Raw genomic sequence first — 18,203 nt, 5'->3', positions numbered from 1 at the left:
CGCGATGGACGTGTTTTGGCATTGCCATGCTCTTGTCGTGTGTTGCGTTGGCGCTTCCTGCACTCACGTTTCTCATCCGACCCAGCCTTGACCATGATCCGATAGCCCTCATTGTATCGACACTCATCGCAGCAATGCTTCTTGTTCCGGTCTTCATGTTTGCGCGCGCTGGTCTTTTGGCTGGTGCCTGGATCACGATAACACCACAGAATGTCCAATATGGAACAGGTGATGGGCTTGCGGATCAGCAAGGCACGGTAATCGAATGGGCGCGCATAGCGCCCGATCAGATGGCACGTTATGACGTGCGTCTCATTTTGAAAGGGCCCGTGCGGGAGCCTCGGATAGCGTTCGGTTATAAAATGCCCGACGGAACGCAGAGCGAGTATTCGCTTCCAATGTCATTGCGGGAACGTGGCATGCAATGTCTGTGGTTCGTCAATGCTGACGCCCTGCGTATTGCTCTGCTACAGAACATGGCAGCTCGCTCGAATTTGCGTTTCGACCCGGATATTTTCGTTGAAGCCGGTATTGATCCGGAGACGTGGCATCTGATGCCAAAGCCCCGCAAGGTTGAGTGGGCGATAGCCATAGCTTCGATGGCAGCGGTGTTGATATTCGGCAGTTTTATATCGGCGACGACATCTGTCGTGTTGGTCGTAGGGGGTGTTTTCGCAATTCTGGGATTGGGCCTTCTTGCAACATTCAGTTTCAGGAAGAGAGCTTATCCGGGTTTCGATCACGTCATCTGTTTTCGTGAAAACCGATAGTTCGTGCTGGGTTATTGCGGTTCTTCCATATCCGCATAAACCAGATAGCGAAGCGGCCCAGGCGTGATAGCATCGAATGGATAACAGGTCGCCAGCACAACATGGCGGCCTTCGCTATTCACGGCGATCTTCGCTTCATCCCAACGCGCGACGGCCATATGACTGACACGATAGGAAATCGTCTTACCGTCGCTGCGGGTGACGAGTATCTGGTCGTTCTTCTCGATATTCTTCAGAAAAGCGAAATGTGTGTCGCGATGCGCAGCATAGACGGCTGTTCCCCGTTCGCCGGCCATCGACGTATTGTCCAGATGACCGGGGCCGAAAGCCAATGCCTGACCGCTGGCGCCTTTCAACGCGATGGCGGATTCATTAAGTCGTGGAGCTTCGATGCGGGCAACCGGCCATGTATCGATCCAGCTCCAGGGTTTGACTGGTGCGCCAGTTTCAATGCTTTCCGCAAAAGCTCGTTCGAGGAGGATCTGTGCCACAAATGCCTTCGCATGGATCCAGATTCCCTGACTGGCAATTATCATCCCGAGCGCAATCAGCACCATGCCCACCGTGGGGAGTAGGGAGCGCCACAGTGCGCTCCCTGTCATAATCGGATTGATAGACATCACGCATTCTCCTTGCGGCGGAAGAACCAGAAGACGAACAGGCCAGTCAGCATCAAACCCAAGCCTTGCATGAGCAGTAGTGTCGCTGACGTTGCCGTCTGCGGCAGCGGGATCGACTGCGATGGCGATGATGGTGATGTAGGGCTTTCGTGGCTGCGGACAGCGTCATTTACACCATTCATGTCCATGTTTGCGTGATCCCCGACGGTGCGATCCGCACGGATGTCGAACAGCTTGTCATAGTCCCAGCCCGCGGGCAGTTGCAGAGGAATATCGGCACGGGTCAGCGGAGAATTTGCCGGTCGCGACGGTGTCTTGTCGACAGCCACAAGGCTCGTCAGCCGGCTGACCAGATGATGCTCCAGTGCAAGGTGGAGAATGCGCGCATCGGCAGCGTCCTGGGAAATTTTCCCAAGGGTTAGTTCCACTTCCGCATCATCGATTTTGCGACGTGCCCACAGTTTTGAAATGCCTTCAGCATTCATTGCCTGATCGAGTGGCAGATTGACTGTCCACGGACGGCCATCGATCTGGCCTTCAATAGCAAGGTTTCCGATCGCCTTGCCCATTCGCGCTGCGATGACAAGTGGTTCACCACGATAAAGATCGGGCAAAAGGGAAGGTGTCATGCTCACATTCTTTTCCGAGAAATTGGCCTTCAGATCGGTAACAGCCGGGTTTTCAAGCTTGTCGAACAGAGCCCGCATGCGTTCGTCCACTTCAGCCGCCGACCCGATATGGGTGAAGGTTCCACGTCCAAGTTCTGCCGCACGGTTCATCAGATAGGAGTTCGGGGCAGAGCCGATGCCGACCATGAAAATACGCGAGCGCCCCCGACGTGCTGCAACGGCATCCAGCAATTGCTGCTCATTGCTGATCTCGCCGTCGGTCAGAAACACGATCTGGCGCAATCCATTACCCTGATTACTGTCATCAAGCGCGGCATGAAGGGCAGGCAACATTTCCGTGCCGCCTTGCGCTTCAAGGCTCGTCACGAAACGGCGGGCGGACGCGATATTCTCCTGATTGGCATCGACTGAATCTTCGAAGAATTTGGTCAATGTGTCGTCGAAGCGGATCACGTTGAAACGATCTCCGGGCTGAAGTTGCGACAGTGCATAATCCAGGCTCGCCTTCGCCTGTTCAATGGAAGTACCACCCATTGATCCGGAATTATCGATCACGAAGATGACCTCACGCTGGACCTTTTTTGGGCTGGCAAGCGCCGGTGGCGTAACATAGGCAAGCACATAGTCATCCTTGCCGATATGTTCGCGGAACAGCCCGACTTGTGGTGCATCGCTTGCGACGGCGCTCCACTCCAGAACGAAATCACGATCAGCAGCTGCAGCTCCGTCCAGCGTGATTTCCCGTGTCGCGTCGTTCGTCGTATCGATCCTTACCTTGTGGAAAAGGCTCTCAACCTTTCCAAGCGGGAAGCCTGCCTTCAGTTTGACTGAGATGGTCACAGGATTGGTTCGCAGGGCAGTCGGTGGGGCCAAAGGCGTTACAAGCGGGGTATTGTAAGTATCAGGCTTGCCCGTATCGCGCGACTTGCCCCAGCCGTTCTTTATTTCGACTTCCTGGACAACCGGGGAGGCATTGTCCGGATTGTAACGGGGTGCGACGACCAAAGGCACACGCAGCGAGAAACGCTCATCGGAAAGACGTACCGCCTGCTGATACTCGATCTGGATGACGACTTTCTCGTGCGGACCGATATTGGCGACCGCATTGGTAAACACGTTGGGTCGCTGCTGCTCGATCAGCGTTGCTTTTTTGCCTTCGCTTTTCGCCTGTTCATATATTTCGCGGGCTTTCTGCTTCTCCTTGATGTCAGCGACAATCACGCGATCACCGATAACCATCTTCAGCGAATAGACCGCACTTTCTTCTGGCAATGGGAAAACATACAAGGCTTCAACGAAACCATTGGTCGGGTTCTCGAATGCCTGCGTCAGCCGGGCTCGGGCCGTCGGCCCACTCACATCGAGATTGACGTCCGTTGCGAGCCGAGGCGCTTCGACGTAACGTCCGGCTTCGTTTGTCTCAAGCAGAAGGCTGCCGGATTGAACCTCGTTCGGCCTGACGAGAGCGGGTGTTTCAGCGCTGGCCTGCACGATCTGCAACAGACAGAAAATGACAGCCAGTGCTGGCAGCAACGCCATGTTGCAGAACCAGATGAACGAACAGAAGCGGGAGAGTACCCGACCTCTATTGCTATGATTTGGAAGATTTATCGCGGGTGACATGACGTGCTCCTTGTTCACCTCGAAGAACTGGAGCCATTGTCGCTGGAGCCACTGTTTCCACTCCAGCGTAAGCTTTGCCAAGTTTCAGCCGTCACTTTCCGCAAACCGCCTTGCCGGTTACGCATATGTGTGGAATTGTGCAGAAAAGTACGCAGTTCAGGATAAGCCATGTCCGATCAGGACCCTCATCTGCCCGACCAGATCAATGCCCGTGTTGCAGTCCGGGTTCGTGAGGAAATCGCCCGACGGCGTATTTCGCGCCAGCTTCTGGCCGATGAAGCGCGGATCAGCCTCTCGACTTTGGAAAAGGCGCTGTCGGGTCACAGGCCCTTCACGCTCGCAACCATCATCCGGCTCGAACAGGCAATGGGTGTCGCCCTGCGCGAACAGGCAGGTGAAGCGCCCGCCCAGCTGGCCAGAAATGGCGACAGTCACGCAGCGGAAGAGCTGGGCGCCTATTCGCGCGCCTCGGTTTCATGGCTCGAAGGTGATTACCTGACCTTGCGTCCGTCCTTTGGGGAGGACAAGGCCATCTTCGCTTACATCACGGAAATCGGTTGGGATTTCGATGCCGGGCATCTCAATTTTCGTGAGCGTGAACGTTCTGACGTCTCGTTCTCACAACAGGGGGCTGTCTCCGTTCCACATCTTTCGGGACACATCTATCTCGTCACGAATACATCCGGCCAGTACCGTATGGCCGTGCTCTCCCGCCCAAGCATCACAGGCGAAATGTTCGGCATCCTGACGACATTGCGCGCCGGGCAGGGTGCACATCTGACACCAGTTTCGACACCACTTGCACTTGTTCCCATGAAGCAGTTCGCTGATCCGTCATTTGGGCGGGTGCGACCTGGCGACATATCCTTTGCAGCTTATTCGGCAATTCTGCACAAGACATTGGGCGACGGCTATGCGGGTTTTATTTCAGGGTAATTTTACAGCGAAATCCAATTCGTTTTGGCCTTACTCCGTTCAATCCCTCTGTCCGTGAACGGTGTCGTTATGATGATTAAGTGTACTTCCGTAGCCATGAAATCTCGTATACTTTCCGCTGGCTAACTCCTAACCCGGAGGATTGTCGCGTTGAAAAATTTATTGAGCGCAGCATTTTGTGTCCTGCTACTTGGGGCTTTCAGCCAGTCCGCGTCCGGTGCGTCAATCGGTGCTGGCAATCCCTATCCTGTTAGCCACTACAAGTGCGAGGATGGCACTCAGTTGGCGGTACGCCTCTTCGGTGACCGTGCTTCCGTCTCTGTTAACGGCAATGCGGCGATTGATTTACCTTCTATCGGCAAAGAAGGTACGACCTATTCGAACGGCCGACAAACGCTGACCATCATACAGGGACGTCTCTCATGGGGCGTGGGCCGCGCTGTTCCTTCAGCATGCAAGGGCGGTTGAAGGGCAGGTCTTGCCACGTGGGAATTGGCAGGCATAGGAAATCAGTCCATTGAACTGATTTCCTTCGTTAGGTGCTTTGCGTGTTTACTGGAAATGGCCTAACTCGGACTGTGAATAATCCAAAACTTCTCCAGATCACTCGGATTGTCCCATGCTGCTACAGCGCCGGGACGAACGAGGAAGATATCGCCCGCCACGAATGTCACGCTTCCCTCATCAGGGTTTGACAATGTCACCTCGCCCCTGCGCAGCATCATCAATTCCGAGAATGAATAGGTGATCGGATGACGAGCATAAGGCGTCGTGGCCCAGATGCCCCAGGCGATTGGATCGTCACTTTGGAACTCGTGACGGGAAGTTGTTGGTGCAGGGGTGGTCAGAAGTGCCGGATTGGGCGCTCCGCCGGGTGACATGGGATGGTCAAGATCAAGTTTACCGAAGGATACGCTTAGGCTCTCTTGATGTATCGTGAGGATGACACAATCTGCCGCGCGCGCCTCCCATGAAAATATGCCTGCAGGCAGACTTGCTACCTCACCTTGGGTCAGTGTGATTTCGAGACCATTATTGTCCCGGATATTCAAAGCACCATCACGCAGCATTATGATGGAGGAAAACAGGCTTTCCACCCCTGTTCCTTGGCCAGAAAGGATTGCGCGTCCGAAGCCGAAAGGTTCCGTCGACTGACCGTCCAGGCTGACGGCTCGGAAAGCTGTTTCCAGATCGGAGCCGCAAGAAGGTGCAACGCCCAGATTGATTACGTTTCTCAGCACGTTAGGTTCTCTCTGCATGGGATTTATTTCGATGCGAAACCAAGGCTGTCCTTGATCCAGTACCAGCGGATGCCGAGGTCCATGACAGGCTTGCGGATCGCATGCCAGGCAAGGCGCGGTATATTTGTGGTTGGATAAACCATGGGGCGGCCTTCGGCGATATATTCGGCATACATCTTGCCAAAAGCGGTGGCCATGGCAACGCCCCGGCCATTATAGCCAAGCATGGCATGCAAGCCCGCAGCAGGATTGTGAAGATGTGGCAGGCCATCCATGGTCAGCGCCACGTGCCCGGACCAGTGATAATCGATGCCGATACCTTCGAGCTGTGGAAACAGCCGCACCATTCCGGCTTTCAACGCTTCCATCAGCGCGTTCTTTTCGTTCATTCCGACGGCGCCGCGTCCGCCAATAAGAAAACGCCCGTCTTCAGATTGGCGCATATAAAAAGCGATCTTGCGTGTTTCGGATAGAACCACTCCGCCTGGTATGATCTCCCGCCGCTGCTTTTCTGAAAGCGGCTCTGTCGCGATCAGCATGCTTTGCACCGGAAGAATGCTTTGAGCAAGACCCGGTACGAGGTTGTCAGTGTAAGCGTTGGTGGCGACAAGTGCTTCGCGCGCGCGAACCGACCCATTTGCGGTCTTTGCAATCCAGTCGCCATTCTCCGGCGTCAGGGAAGTTACGGAGGAGTCTTCAAAAATCTGAACGCCGCGTGCCGTGGCGGCGCGGGCAAGCCCACGGGCATAATCCAGCGGCTGCAGGGCACCTGCGCGGGGATCGCGCCATCCGCCGAAATAGCGCTCCGTGCCGGAAAGCTCAGTAATCTGCGCGCGATCCAAAATCTCGACTTCGACGCCTTGCGCCTGCCATTGCCGCGCACGTTTATGGACGGCAGCGGTTGCAAGCTGGGAATGGGCGGCTTGTATCCACCCGGCTCGAACAGGAGAGCATTGGATACCATGTTCGCGTACAAGGTCGAAAACAAGATCGCCTACACCACCCACGAGGTCGATCATGCGCTTGCCGTGCTCTGGACCATAGGCAGCCAGAAGATCTTCTGGGTCATGCTTCAAACCGGGGATCACCTGTCCGCCGTTGCGTCCTGATGCGCCGAAGCCGACATGGCGCGCCTCAAGGACCACTACAGTTTTCCCGCGTTCGGCAAGGAACAACGCGCTGGAAAGGCCTGTAAAGCCGCCTCCAACAATAACGACGTCCGCCTCGTGCACGCCATTCAGTTTGGAATGGTTCGGTTTTGCCTCGCCAGCTGCGTTCCACCATAATGAGCGTGAGAAGCTCTCAGGGCTGCTTGCCATTTTCATCTTTCTCCAGCGTTTTTTCGGCCTGTCGAGCGACTTCACTCGGGTTTGTTCACCCAGAGCACGAAGGCTTCGGCTTCACCATTATTGAAGAATCTGTGGCGGGTCGTTGAAGGCAGTGCAAATCCGTCACCTGCTGAAAGCAGGTACTGTGCGTCTTCAATCTGCAGCGTGAAACTGCCCGAAATGACGTAACCCAGTTCCTCGCCGGAATGCGTGTAGCATTCCTCACCGGAACTCCCGCCCGGAATGATCCGCACTGCGAAGGATTTCATGGTCTCAATGAGTTCAGGCGAAGCACGGTGCTTGATGACGCCACCAGCGTTCAGCACTTCTGGCTGTTCTCCGGCACGCAATACATAGGGATTAGCTCGGGCGGCAGCGGCGAAGCCTTGTGGGTCGATGAGCTGGGCCGGGCTCATGGAGAGCACCTCGGCAATCGTATAAAGGGTGCGCACAGTCGGCGATACGAGGCCCCGCTCGATCTGTGACAAGGCACCCGTCGACAGACCAGAGACTTCCGACAGATAACCGAGAGTGAGACCCAGCGTCTGCCGTCGCAAGCGAATGCGCGCTCCGATATCCCCTGCGTCGTTGGGCGCAGGCTCGCTGGTCGGGGATATTTCTGCCTTGTTCACTTTTGGCATCCTTTGATGGCTCTCGCTACAAACAGGATTGAATCGGGGTTGATTAGTTTTCACTATTCTGCTTCATATTTGATCCACGTTCAATAAACTAAAAACAAAATCCATCCAAAACATGGAGGGGGACATATCGGACATGGCTCACAAGGATACACCTTATTGGTGGGAAGCCGCTCCGCCGCGTAGCATCGAGAACCACGAAATCGAGCGGGACTGCGACGTTGCCATTGTTGGTGCGGGTTATGCGGGGCTTTGCGCTGCTCTTCATCTGGCGCGCGCAGGGCGAAAGGTTCAGGTTTTCGAGCGGGAACAACTGGGGTTTGGCGCTTCCAGCCGCAACGGCGGCTTTACCAGTGGCAATATTCGTCCCGACGATAAGACACTGGTGCGCAAGTTCGGCTTGGAACGTGCGGTCAAGATTGCTGCTGAAGGCCATGAAGCGCGTCGCTTCATGATCGATTTTCTGGCTAATGAAGGCATCGACGCGGATTTCCAGCTTGTGGGACGGTTCAGCGGTGCAATGACGCGCGCCGAATATGACGATATGGCGCGAAGCGCTGAAGCTATCCAGCGAGCGACCGGCATTGAATCCTATGCGGTTCCCTTGAACGAGGTTCGCCGCCATATCGCCACGGACCTCTATGCTGGCGGCAGCGTGCGTATGGATATAGGCGGTCTGCATCCGGCAAAATTTCATGCGGAACTGGTGCGGCTTGCACTCGCTGAAGGGGTGCTGATTCACGCCGAATGCCGCGTAGAAGGTATCGACCAAGGCGCTGATAAAAAGACAGTAATTACCGCGCGTGGCCGCGCTCAGGCACGCGAAGTCCTTGTTTGCACGAACGGTTATACCGACCATTCGGACCGTTGGTTGCGTCAGCGGCTAGTGCCTTTGCGTTCACGAATCATCGCAACCGAGGATCTGGGTGAGGAACGTGTGCGCGACTTGGTGCCGGGGTTGAAAATGCTCACCGACACCCGTGCTATGACTTACTATTTCCGCCCATCGCCGGATGGACGGCGCATTTTGTTCGGTGGGCGTGACGTAACAAGCCGAGGCGACCCGGATAGTGCCACGCAGCGCAATTATGCAGAAATGTGCAGGGTTTTCCCTCAACTTGAAGGCGTTGGTATCTCGCATAGCTGGTTTGGCTATGTGGCGATGAATCGGGACATGGTGCCTCGAATTTTTCAACGTGGAGCGGTTCATTATGCAACCGGTTTCTGTGGCTCGGGTGTTGTCTGGGCTCCCTGGCTCGGCCTCAAAGCAGCGCAGAAAATACTGGGTGTACCGAACAGCGAGAGCAGTTTCGATTTTCGTCCCCCACGTCTTGTTCCTACGTGGCGCGGAAAAGCCTGGTTCATGCCGCTGGTTTTCGCCGACCTTGAACGGAAGGATCGCAAGTTGGAGGCAACCGCATCCAGTGAACGAGCATTGAGAAACAGCACGGGTTCTCAGGGTGGCCACAAGTGAGAAGCCGCAACGCGGACGCTGGTCACAACGAATTTCACTTTATCAAACGCGGTTTCACAACCGGCGTTACGAATAACAGGCTTATCGCTGCATTTAGGAAGGAGAATGTCATGCGTCTCAAGAAAATTTTCGGTCTGGCGGCTATGGCGGTCATCATGGGGGGCGCGATGCCTGCCTTGGCCCAGGAGGTCGTCAAAGTAGGCTCTTCGCCCACCGGTTTGCCGTTTACTTTTGTGAACACGGAAACCAAGGCGATGGATGGCGTATTGGTCGATGTAGTCAAGGCCATTGAATCGGATATCGGCATCAAGCCGGAATTCGAAGCCGTGCAGTTTTCGGCGCTCGTGCCATCGCTAACCTCGAACAAGATCGACATGATTGCTTCGGCAATGTTCATCACGGAAGAACGTGCAAAGGTCGTGGACTTCTCTGATCCTGTCTATGGTTATGGCGAAGGCGTCTTCGTACCGGTTTCGGATGATACCGCATACAAGACCTATGCGGATCTCAAGGGCAAGACTATCGGCGTGCAGGTGGGGACCACTTTCGTCGATCTCTTCAAGAAGAGCGGGCTGTTCAGCGATGTTAAGGTCTACAAGGGCATTCCCGATATCATTGCCGACGTGAACGCCGGGCGTATCGATGCCGGTTTCGGGGATGGTCCGATGGCTGCCTATTACCTCTCTCAGGGCCGGTTCCCCAAGGTGAAGATGGTCGAGAGTTATGAAGCTTCGGCTGGCGGCGAGTTTGGCCTGGCCCTGCGCAAAGGCGATGAACGTATGCCCAAGATCAACGCGGCCATTGCCCGCATCAAGTCGGACGGTACGCTTCAGAAAATTCTTGCGAAATACGGACTGAAATAATTCCAGTGCGAGCATGGGGATCAATCCCCATGCTCGAAATTTCAGGTGTGCTCCACGCGCGCGTCCGAGCTGAAGCTCTTCATGCTTTCCGGTCTGCGCACGAGACGGGGCCTACCGGCCGCAAGGCCTAATCCCCGTTTGATCGCGCCAAATAAATAGAGTTAAAGCCAATGCAAAATTTTCTCATGGACATCCGCGAGTTCTTCCCGATCTTGCTGGAAGGCGTGAAATACACGCTTCTCGTGACCCTGGGTTCCCTTGTCCTTTCGACGCTTCTGGGGCTCGTTTGGGCGCTGATGCGGGTATCGGGGATTCGCTGGGTGTCGGCTATTGCCGCAGCTATCGTTAATGTGATCCGCGGTATCCCCATTCTGGTGCAGCTGTTCTATATCTACTTCGTTCTACCGGAATTCGGCATTGCGCTGTCCGCTCTTCAGGCTGGTATCATCGGTCTCGGCATTGCCTATTCGGCCTATCAGGCAGAAAATTTCCGCGCTGGTATCGAAGCCATCGACCATGGGCAGACGGAAGCCGCGCAGTCCATCGGTATGGGCTGGTTCATGACGATGCGCCGCGTGATCCTGCCGCAGGCTGTTCGCGTGATCCTGCCGCCTTACGGCAACATCATGGTCATGCTGTTGAAGGACAGCTCGCAGGCATCGGCCATCACCGTTGCTGAACTAACTCTACAAGGTCAGCTGCTTGCCTCTTCGACCTTCAAAAACATGAGCGTCTATACGCTGGTTGCCATGTTCTACCTCTGCCTGAGCTTGCCGTTGATGATGGCTGTCGGGCGTCTCGAAAAGCTCTTTGGTAAAAGAAACGGACACTGATCATGGCGATGATTGAAATAAAGAACGTCACCAAATCCTATGGTCCGCTTCAGGTTCTCAAGGGCATCAGTGCTGATGTGCAGAAGGGTGAAGTGGTCTGCCTCATAGGTCCCTCCGGTTCGGGAAAATCCACGATGCTGCGCTGCCTGAACGGGCTGGAAACCTATCAGGGCGGCGATATTCTGATCGAAGGCCAGCGGGTCAACGCGAAGGATCGTTCGATCCACGATATTCGCACGCGAATGGCGATGGTCTTCCAGCGGTTCAACCTGTTTCCCCATCGAACCGCACTTGAGAATGTCATTGAGGGGCCGGTCTACGTCAAAGGTGAAAAGCCAGCCGAAGCTCGCAAATATGGCGAGCATCTGCTTCAGCGCGTGGGTCTCGGAGACCGGGCCAACCACTATCCGGGCCAGCTTTCCGGAGGTCAGATGCAGCGTGTTGCGATTGCCCGCGCCTTGGCGATGCGGCCGCAGGCAATCCTTTTCGATGAGCCCACGTCTGCGCTCGATCCTGAACTGGTGGGCGATGTGCTCGATGTCATGCGCAGTCTTGCCGATGAGGGGCTCACCATGCTGGTGGTGACGCACGAGATGGGCTTTGCCCGCGACGTAGCTGACCGTGTACTTTTTCTCGACGGTGGTGTCATCGTTGAACAGGGTAAGGCCAAGGACGTGCTCGGCGCACCCCAGCATCCGCGTACACAGGACTTCCTGCGCCGCGTTCTCAATCATTGATCCAAATTCACGCGTGACACATGCCTTGTGTCGCGCTGGAGGCGTCATGGCTTTCTATTGTTATCTGGATGCAGCGCGGACCGAGCAGATTCGCGACGTGTTTGCCCACGAACTGCCGGAGATGGAGTTCCTCTCCGGCGCGTTGGATGCAGACACTGCGGCAAGGGTTCGTCATTTATTATGCTGGCAGGTTCCTGAAGGGCTGGCGGAGCGCTTCCCTGCATTGGAAATCATTTTCTCAAGTGGGGCGGGCGTAGAGCAATTTCTTGAAGCAGATATTCCTTCTCACGTTCGCATTGTCCGCATGACCGAGCCAGGTCTTGCACGGATGATGCAGGAATATGTGACGCTCGCCGTGCTGTCCGTATTCCGACAATTGCCCGCTTATCTGAAACAAAGCCGTGACGAGATTTGGCAGACGCTTCCTCAGCCAAGTGCGCATCGCCGCCGGGTGGGTGTAATGGGGCTTGGATATCTTGGACAGGCCGCGTTGACGGCGCTCAAGCCTTTCGGTTTCCCACTGTCCGGCTGGAGCCGCAGCGAGAAGAATATTGAGGGTGTGCAGTGTTTTTCCGGTGAGGATGGGCTTCACGAATTCGTTGCGCAAACAGACATACTGGTTTGCCTTCTGCCGCTCACAACGGAGACGGAAGGCTTGATCAATGCCGGGTTTATTGCGCGTCTGCCGAGGGGGGCAAGTGTGATTCTGGTCGGCCGCGGGCCGCATACGGATTATGATGCGCTTCTTACAGCTCTCGATAGCGGACATCTTTCGTCGGCTTTCATTGACGTGACTGCCCCTGAACCACTTCCATCGGCGCATCCCCTCTGGTCGCATCCAAAAGTAATCCTCACCCCCCATATTGCTTGCGTGACTGACAGCCATGGAGCGGCTGACATACTCGTTGAAAACCTGCAGCGGCTGCAGACGGGCGAAGCGCTTATGGGGGAGATTGACCGCAAGCGAGGTTACTGAAGCAGAGGGGGGAGCCATAACGTTGGCGATCGATCAACGAACCTCCATCGTGGCGGGGTGCAGTTTGATATTGTTCACTCCGTTGCGGCAACAAGGCGTTTGCATGCGCTGACCAGATCAGGTTCCGACAGCAGTGCACCGCCGACGAGGTACATGATGTCATTGCCGTAAGCTTCGCGCATTTCCGGGATGCGGGCGAAGGTCATGCCGCCGCCGGGTGCCGCGACGATGGCCTTGGGACCACCCATATCCACGGAGCAGGTCTTTGCGATCGATTGACATTCCTCGCGAGTAAAGCCGAAACGGCCACCGAAATTTGGATAGACCACGGCGTCAGCGCCCATCAGGCGGTGCAGCGTGCCAAAAAAGGCACGGTGCGTGAAGCCACAATCGGGTGAGACGACGTTGGCGCCGGAAAAGGCCGGGTGCGAGACGATGGGCAGGGAAAAATCCGGATCTGCAGCAAGTGTACGCACGATATCATAGCCTGCAAGCGCTGGAGCGATCATTACACCGCCTGCGCCGTATTCCTGCGCCTGTTTTGCCCGCTCGATGATCGCGGTTGCAGGGCCTGTGATGTTAGGAACGAAACTCGTGCGACCGCCGCTCTTCGCATTCGCCTCGCCGACCGCCTCAATACAGGCCTTCAGCCGCTCCTCGAAGGGAGCGGTCTTCTGGTCGACGAGACCGTGGTCGTCCTTCACAAAATGCATACCACCCAGCGCAAAATCATAGGCGAGGCGGGCAAGCTCCGTAGTCGACAGGCCGGCCGGCTTGATGGCGGACATCAAGAGCGGCTTTTCGCCGATGCCAGCGCGGGCACGCAGGCCTACTATGCCGTGGCGTGGTCCCTTGCACAGATCAAGCAGGCCCGGCGACAGGCCAATATCCTCGACCTTGATGCCGGGCTTGATGGAGCTGTTACCGAAGACGATGTTGAGAAACTGCAGGAAATCCCCGCCGATATCGTCCTCCGAATAGGAGATTGCGGCGAGAAATCCCGGTCTGCCTTCGGGATCCTGGAGCAGGCTTTCCAACCGACCGAGTATCTCGTCCTCGACATAGCCTTTCGGCACGACGTTGCGCGGGATTTCCACGGTCTGTTCCAGCGCAATGTCGAGCGCACGCGCTTTGGCCTCCGCCTCGTCGGCGGCGCGCACGAAATAGGTAACCGTAAAGCGCGGTGCCATCAAAGCGCCTCGGCCTTCTGTGCGGAATGCACATGATCGAGGCGCACTTCCACCAGCTCCTCTTCGCCGATGGCGAGATTCTTGCCGACAAGTTCTTCAATTGCCGAAACCAGAGCGCCAGCATCAAGCCCATATTTCTTCATGAGATATGGCTTCGAGGCGCCGTGCGCAAAAGTGTCGTTGAGACCAAGGCGCTTGAGGCGGATACCAAGCCCTTCTTCCGCAAGGATTTCCGAGACAAGCGAGCCGAGGCCGCCGATGATGGTGTGGTTTTCCAGCGTGACGATACCCTTCTTGCCGCGCGCGGCTCTCAGGAGACCGTCCTTATCGAATGGTTTCAGCGTGGAGGCGTGAAGATGATGGATGCCGACACCACGCGCGGCAAGTGGGCCGGTGGCGCGCAGCGCTTCCTCGGTACATACGCCGGAAGAGACGACGAGGATGTCATCGCCTTCCGAGAGCGTGCGCAGCTTATTGAATTCAAAGGGCGTTGAAAACAGACGAGGTACTTCGCCGCGCAGGATGCGCACATAGACCGGGCCGTCGATGCTGTCGGCGACTTCCAACACAGTCTCGACTTCCGTCGCATCACCCGTTTCGAGGATCGTCATGTTCGGTACCGCGCGCAACACGGCAATATCCTCAATCGCCTGATGCGTAATGCCGCCCGGTGTGGTGATGCCAGGAAGGAACCCCATCAATCGCACCTTGCGATTGGAATAGGCAATCGAGTTGATCAGCTGGTCATAGGGCCGTCGATAGAGGAAAACTGAAAAGGTATGGATGAACGGCCGGAACCCCTGCATGGCGAGACCGCCAGCAAAGGACAACATGTTCTGTTCGGCCATGCCGAGAGTGAGAAACTGCTCCGGATGCCGATCGCGAAAACCGTCGACTTCGCAAGACGAGGTGAGATCAGCCGAAAGGCACAGAACTTCCGGGCGCGCGGTGGCGAAGGCTTCGAAAGCCTTGGCGTAAGGGCGGTTGACGATTTCGACCATTGTCAGGCCCTTTCCATCGCAGTGAGATCGATACCGAGTTCGATGGCAAGTGCCGTCTGCATTTCCTGCCTCTCTTCCGCGCTCTTGAATCGGACATAGTGCAGGCGTGGGAAACGCTTCTTCAGAAAATCCATGCCCTGGTAAGGCGAGGTGTTGGCGAGGATGACAAGTGGCTTACCAGCTTCCGCGCTCTCGGCAGCTGCGCGTAGTGCGCCCAGATCGTGGCCATCCACCGAACGGCAGGTGACCCCAAAGGACGCCACACGGGACGCAAGGTCGCCAAGGTCGAGCACGGAAGACATGGCGCCGTCGCATTGCTGGCGGTTTACATCGACGATCACGCGGATGTTGTCGATCTTGTGGTAGCTCATCGCCGCAAGACATTCCCAGGTCTGGCCTTCCTGGAATTCGCCGTCGGACATATAGACCCAGACTTTGCCGGGCTCCTTTTTACGCAGCCGCGCCCAGGCAACGCCTGACGCCATGGAAAGCCCCTGGGCCAGCGATCCTGTGGTCACTTCCATGCCGGGGCTATGTTCGGCGCCGATCATTTCGACGGAACCGCCATCCTTGTTGAAATGATCAAGCGCGTGTTCGTCCATCCGTCCCATTTCGATCAGCACGGAATAGATGACGAGCGCATAATGGGCAGGCGAGATGAAGAAGCGGTCGAAGTTCGGACCGACGGGACCATGATATCCGGCGCCGGTGAAGGCATCCGGATTATGCGCCGAAGGCACGCCACGGAAAGGCAACGGCACTTTCGGCAGGGTTGGCTCGCCGAGCGTCAGCAACTCATTGTAGAGCAGCGCAAGGCTCTCGGCGGCGGAGCAGGCCTGGCTCAGATAGCCGCCATTGTTCTTCATCGTATGGAAGAAGACCCGTCGACGGATGCCGAGTGCGATTTCCTCGGTGGATTTTTCGTTGGTCAGAATCATCGTCTCAGCTCCTTTCCGGGAAGAGCGCCTTCAGGCCTTCAGGCGACGGCGTTGCGATGCCGCGCTCCGTGATGAGGCCGGTGATGAGGCGGGCTGGCGTGACATCAAAGGCGGGATTGGCGGCAGGGCTGCCTTCGGGCGAGATGCGGACGCTCGCAATGGACCCATCGGCGGCGCGGCCCTGGACGAAGCTCACTTCGTCGGCGGTGCGTTCTTCGATCGGGATTTCCTTGACGCCGTCCTGCACCGTCCAGTCGATGGTTGGCGAGGGGAGTGCAACATAGAACGGCACGTCGTTGTCACGCGCCGCGAGCGCCTTGAGGTAGGTGCCGATCTTGTTGCAGACATCGCCGTTTGCAGTGGTGCGATCTGTGCCGACGATCACCATATCGATATCGCCGTGCTGCATCAGATGTCCACCGGCATTGTCGACGATCAGCGTGTGCGGCACACCATGGCCGTTCATTTCCCAAGCCGTCAGATAGGCACCCTGATTGCGCGGACGCGTCTCATCGACATAGACATGGACCGGGATTCCTTCTTCAACGGCCATATAGATCGGCGCGGTCGCGGTGCCATAATCGACGGTAGCAAGCCAGCCGGCGTTGCAATGGGTAAGGATGCGCACGGGCTCGCCCGGCTTCTTTTTCGAAGCGATCTCGCGAATGACATCGAGGCCGTTCGCGCCGATTGCGCGGTTGAGCTCAACATCTTCTTCGGCGATCTCGGCGGCACGCTTATAGGCAGCATCCGCACGTTCTGCCTCAGGCAATGGACGCAGATATTCGCGCATCGCATTCAGCGCCCAGCGCAGGTTGATGGCGGTGGGGCGGGTCTCGTTGAGTTCTTCCCATACGGCATCGAGGTGAGCATCCGAGGGGTCTTTCGCCATCGCGATGGCAACGCCGTAGGCGGCGGTGACGCCGATCAGCGGCGCGCCGCGTACCCACATGTCGCGGATTGCATCGGCGACATCGGCGACGGTTTTCAGTGTTACGACACGGAATTCATGCGGCAGCCAGCGCTGGTCGATGATGTCAACGGAGCGACCGTCTTCGTTCAGCCAGATCGTATGGTAGTGGCGTTCTCCGACTTTCACGCGAGAATCTCCTTTTCAAGCCGTTCCACGGTCTCTCGGATATCCCGAAGACTATGGATGCGCTGCCGGTTGACGGCGAGGTGACGCCCGAACTTCAGCGCCTTGCTCTCGCAAGAAGCGCGGCGGTCGGGGTCGGTGATGGTTTCAAAATCGGCATTGTGGGCAAGACCCAGGATGCGGCGATGGGTTTCGATGCCGGCAAAGCCCAGCATTTCGTGCCAGATCTCGTCGATGACGATGTTGAGTGCCTGTTCGGCGGCAAGCGGGTCCTGGCGATCTTCGAAGAGGCTTGCCTGATAGAGGATACCCTTGCGCTCCGTACGCCACAGGGCAGCGAATTCGGCGCGGAACGTTTCCCAAAGTGTGTCGATCGTATCCAGAAGATAGGCACGCATGCTGTCGCGAGCGCCGGGTGCAGTCTCATGACCAGCCTGTGAAAAATAGCTCATCCAGAAATTGGCGATCAGCATACCGACGTCGAAGCTGATCGGACCGTAAAAGGCAAATTCCGGATCGATGACACGGGTCTCATCGTCGGTCACCATGACCGAACCGGTGTGCAGGTCGCCATGGCATAGTGTTTCAGCCTTGGCAGAGAAGAGGTGTTTCAGCCGCTGCGCTTCCACCTTGAGCTCGCGGTCGGCGCGCAATTCCGCCACGATTGGATCGAGCTGCGGTGTGGTGTGGTGATTGAGCTTTGCCTCGAAATAGGGATCGGAAAAGACGAGATTTTCCGTGATGTCACAGAGCTCGACATTGTCAGAGAACAAGGCGACGTCCGCTTTCTTCTCGCGGGTCACCATGGAAAGGTCGGACCCCCGGAAAAGAGTACGAGCAACGAAGAGGCCGAGGTCACGACCGATCTTCGGAAGTTCGCGACCGTCAATCAAAGCGCGGCGCAGAATGATGTGCGGGGTCAGGAATTCCATGACGATGATTGCCTGGGCTTCGTCAAAGAACAGGATTTCCGGCACCATACCCGGGTCACGCGCACCCTGGCGCTTGAGAGCGTGATATTCGAAAAACGAGCGTTTGAGCGGAAGCGGCCAGCTTTCGCCGACGAGGCGCACGTAAGGCAGTGCCTGCTTGACGATCACAGCGCCCGCTTCGCCTGTGACGATGAAGACCAGATTGAGATTACCGTCACCAACTTCCCTGATGGCCCAGCGTGACGAATCGCTCCCGACCTTCTCTTTCATGGCGGCATTGCCACCAAGCCGAACTGGCAATGTCTCTGTACTCAGCGCCTCGAAGACGTGGCTGTCCATAATGCTCTCCTCCTGCGCATGGGCCGCCTCCACCATGCG

General features: G+C 56.7%; 18 protein-coding genes. 8 read left to right on the top strand and 10 right to left on the bottom strand.

The features are described 5' to 3' along the window. Positions 1–26 precede the first annotated feature (26 nt). On the top strand, positions 27–770 hold the full coding sequence (locus KWJ32_RS10985) for a hypothetical protein (RefSeq protein WP_235823029.1): 744 nt from the start codon (positions 27–29) through the stop codon (positions 768–770). Positions 771–781: 11 nt separating this feature from the next. On the opposite strand, the gene KWJ32_RS10980 is transcribed toward KWJ32_RS10985, so the two are convergent. Continuing rightward, complete coding sequence (locus KWJ32_RS10980) at positions 782–1,390, bottom strand: class GN sortase (protein ID WP_011983123.1); 609 nt, start codon at positions 1,388–1,390, stop codon at positions 782–784. Continuing rightward, complete coding sequence (locus KWJ32_RS10975) at positions 1,390–3,642, bottom strand: marine proteobacterial sortase target protein (RefSeq protein WP_011983122.1); 2,253 nt, start codon at positions 3,640–3,642, stop codon at positions 1,390–1,392. Before KWJ32_RS10975 ends, KWJ32_RS10980 begins: the two co-directional genes overlap by 1 nt. Positions 3,643–3,810: 168 nt before the next feature. Between KWJ32_RS10975 and KWJ32_RS10970 the strand changes: the two genes are divergently transcribed. Continuing rightward, positions 3,811–4,578, top strand: a complete 768-nt coding sequence (locus KWJ32_RS10970; protein WP_011983121.1) for a helix-turn-helix transcriptional regulator — start codon at positions 3,811–3,813, stop codon at positions 4,576–4,578. A gap of 162 nt (positions 4,579–4,740) precedes the next feature. Continuing rightward, the gene (locus KWJ32_RS10965; protein ID WP_036588329.1) at positions 4,741–5,046 is read left to right on the top strand and encodes a hypothetical protein; all 306 of its coding nucleotides are present in this window, start codon (positions 4,741–4,743) and stop codon (positions 5,044–5,046) included. Between the two features lie 98 nt (positions 5,047–5,144). Here the strand turns inward: KWJ32_RS10965 and KWJ32_RS10960 are convergent, their stop codons facing one another. Genes KWJ32_RS10960 through KWJ32_RS10950 form a run of 3 tightly spaced genes read right to left on the bottom strand, consistent with a single transcriptional unit; the run spans position 5,145 to position 7,788 of the window. After that, positions 5,145–5,819 (bottom strand): cupin domain-containing protein, encoded by a 675-nt coding sequence (locus KWJ32_RS10960; RefSeq protein WP_231771529.1) that lies wholly within the window; start codon positions 5,817–5,819, stop codon positions 5,145–5,147. A 23-nt stretch (positions 5,820–5,842) separates the two neighbouring features. Continuing rightward, entirely contained in the window at positions 5,843–7,138 is a 1,296-nt protein-coding gene (locus tag KWJ32_RS10955; RefSeq protein ID WP_040128782.1) for an FAD-binding oxidoreductase, read from the bottom strand. Between the two features lie 41 nt (positions 7,139–7,179). Then, complete coding sequence (locus tag KWJ32_RS10950) at positions 7,180–7,788, bottom strand: cupin domain-containing protein (RefSeq protein ID WP_011983117.1); 609 nt, start codon at positions 7,786–7,788, stop codon at positions 7,180–7,182. 133 nt (positions 7,789–7,921) lie between these two features. Between KWJ32_RS10950 and KWJ32_RS10945 the strand changes: the two genes are divergently transcribed. The 5 genes from KWJ32_RS10945 (at position 7,922) to KWJ32_RS10925 (ending at position 12,668) form a co-directional block, all read left to right on the top strand. Further along, complete coding sequence (locus KWJ32_RS10945) at positions 7,922–9,259, top strand: FAD-binding oxidoreductase (protein ID WP_011983116.1); 1,338 nt, start codon at positions 7,922–7,924, stop codon at positions 9,257–9,259. 110 nt (positions 9,260–9,369) lie between these two features. Beyond that, positions 9,370–10,122 carry an ABC transporter substrate-binding protein gene (locus KWJ32_RS10940; protein WP_010660474.1) on the top strand — a complete coding sequence of 251 codons (753 nt, stop codon included), beginning with the start codon at positions 9,370–9,372 and terminating at the stop codon, positions 10,120–10,122. A gap of 170 nt (positions 10,123–10,292) precedes the next feature. Then, positions 10,293–10,955 carry an amino acid ABC transporter permease gene (locus KWJ32_RS10935; protein WP_011983115.1) on the top strand — a complete coding sequence of 221 codons (663 nt, stop codon included), beginning with the start codon at positions 10,293–10,295 and terminating at the stop codon, positions 10,953–10,955. Positions 10,956–10,963: 8 nt separating this feature from the next. Continuing rightward, complete coding sequence (locus tag KWJ32_RS10930) at positions 10,964–11,692, top strand: amino acid ABC transporter ATP-binding protein (RefSeq protein WP_010660472.1); 729 nt, start codon at positions 10,964–10,966, stop codon at positions 11,690–11,692. Positions 11,693–11,738: 46 nt separating this feature from the next. After that, on the top strand, positions 11,739–12,668 hold the full coding sequence (locus KWJ32_RS10925) for a glyoxylate/hydroxypyruvate reductase A (protein WP_011983113.1): 930 nt from the start codon (positions 11,739–11,741) through the stop codon (positions 12,666–12,668). 74 nt (positions 12,669–12,742) lie between these two features. Here KWJ32_RS10925 and KWJ32_RS10920 read toward each other — a convergent pair whose 3' ends face one another. From KWJ32_RS10920 to mtnK, 5 genes are read right to left on the bottom strand one after another with little or no spacing between them, the layout of a single operon-like run. After that, positions 12,743–13,858, bottom strand: coding sequence for a RuBisCO large subunit C-terminal-like domain-containing protein (locus KWJ32_RS10920; RefSeq protein ID WP_011983112.1), 1,116 nt, complete (start codon positions 13,856–13,858; stop codon positions 12,743–12,745). Next, positions 13,858–14,859, bottom strand: a complete 1,002-nt coding sequence (locus KWJ32_RS10915; protein ID WP_011983111.1) for a transketolase C-terminal domain-containing protein — start codon at positions 14,857–14,859, stop codon at positions 13,858–13,860. Before KWJ32_RS10915 ends, KWJ32_RS10920 begins: the two co-directional genes overlap by 1 nt. A gap of 2 nt (positions 14,860–14,861) precedes the next feature. Further along, positions 14,862–15,797 (bottom strand): transketolase, encoded by a 936-nt coding sequence (locus tag KWJ32_RS10910; protein ID WP_011983110.1) that lies wholly within the window; start codon positions 15,795–15,797, stop codon positions 14,862–14,864. Positions 15,798–15,801: 4 nt separating this feature from the next. Further along, positions 15,802–16,896: an S-methyl-5-thioribose-1-phosphate isomerase gene (mtnA, locus tag KWJ32_RS10905; RefSeq protein ID WP_011983109.1), complete on the bottom strand. Its 1,095-nt coding sequence runs from the start codon at positions 16,894–16,896 to the stop codon at positions 15,802–15,804. Continuing rightward, positions 16,893–18,164, bottom strand: a complete 1,272-nt coding sequence (gene mtnK / locus KWJ32_RS10900; protein WP_011983108.1) for an S-methyl-5-thioribose kinase — start codon at positions 18,162–18,164, stop codon at positions 16,893–16,895. The genes mtnA and mtnK overlap by 4 nt, the downstream gene beginning before the upstream one ends. Between the last annotated feature and the right edge of the window lie 39 nt (positions 18,165–18,203).

This window comes from Ochrobactrum sp. BTU2 (assembly GCF_024539785.1).
Taxonomy (GTDB): Bacteria; Pseudomonadota; Alphaproteobacteria; order Rhizobiales; family Rhizobiaceae; genus Brucella; species Brucella anthropi.
Note: the sequence above shows the minus strand (reverse complement) of the source record. Positions and strands in the feature narration are given on the sequence as shown.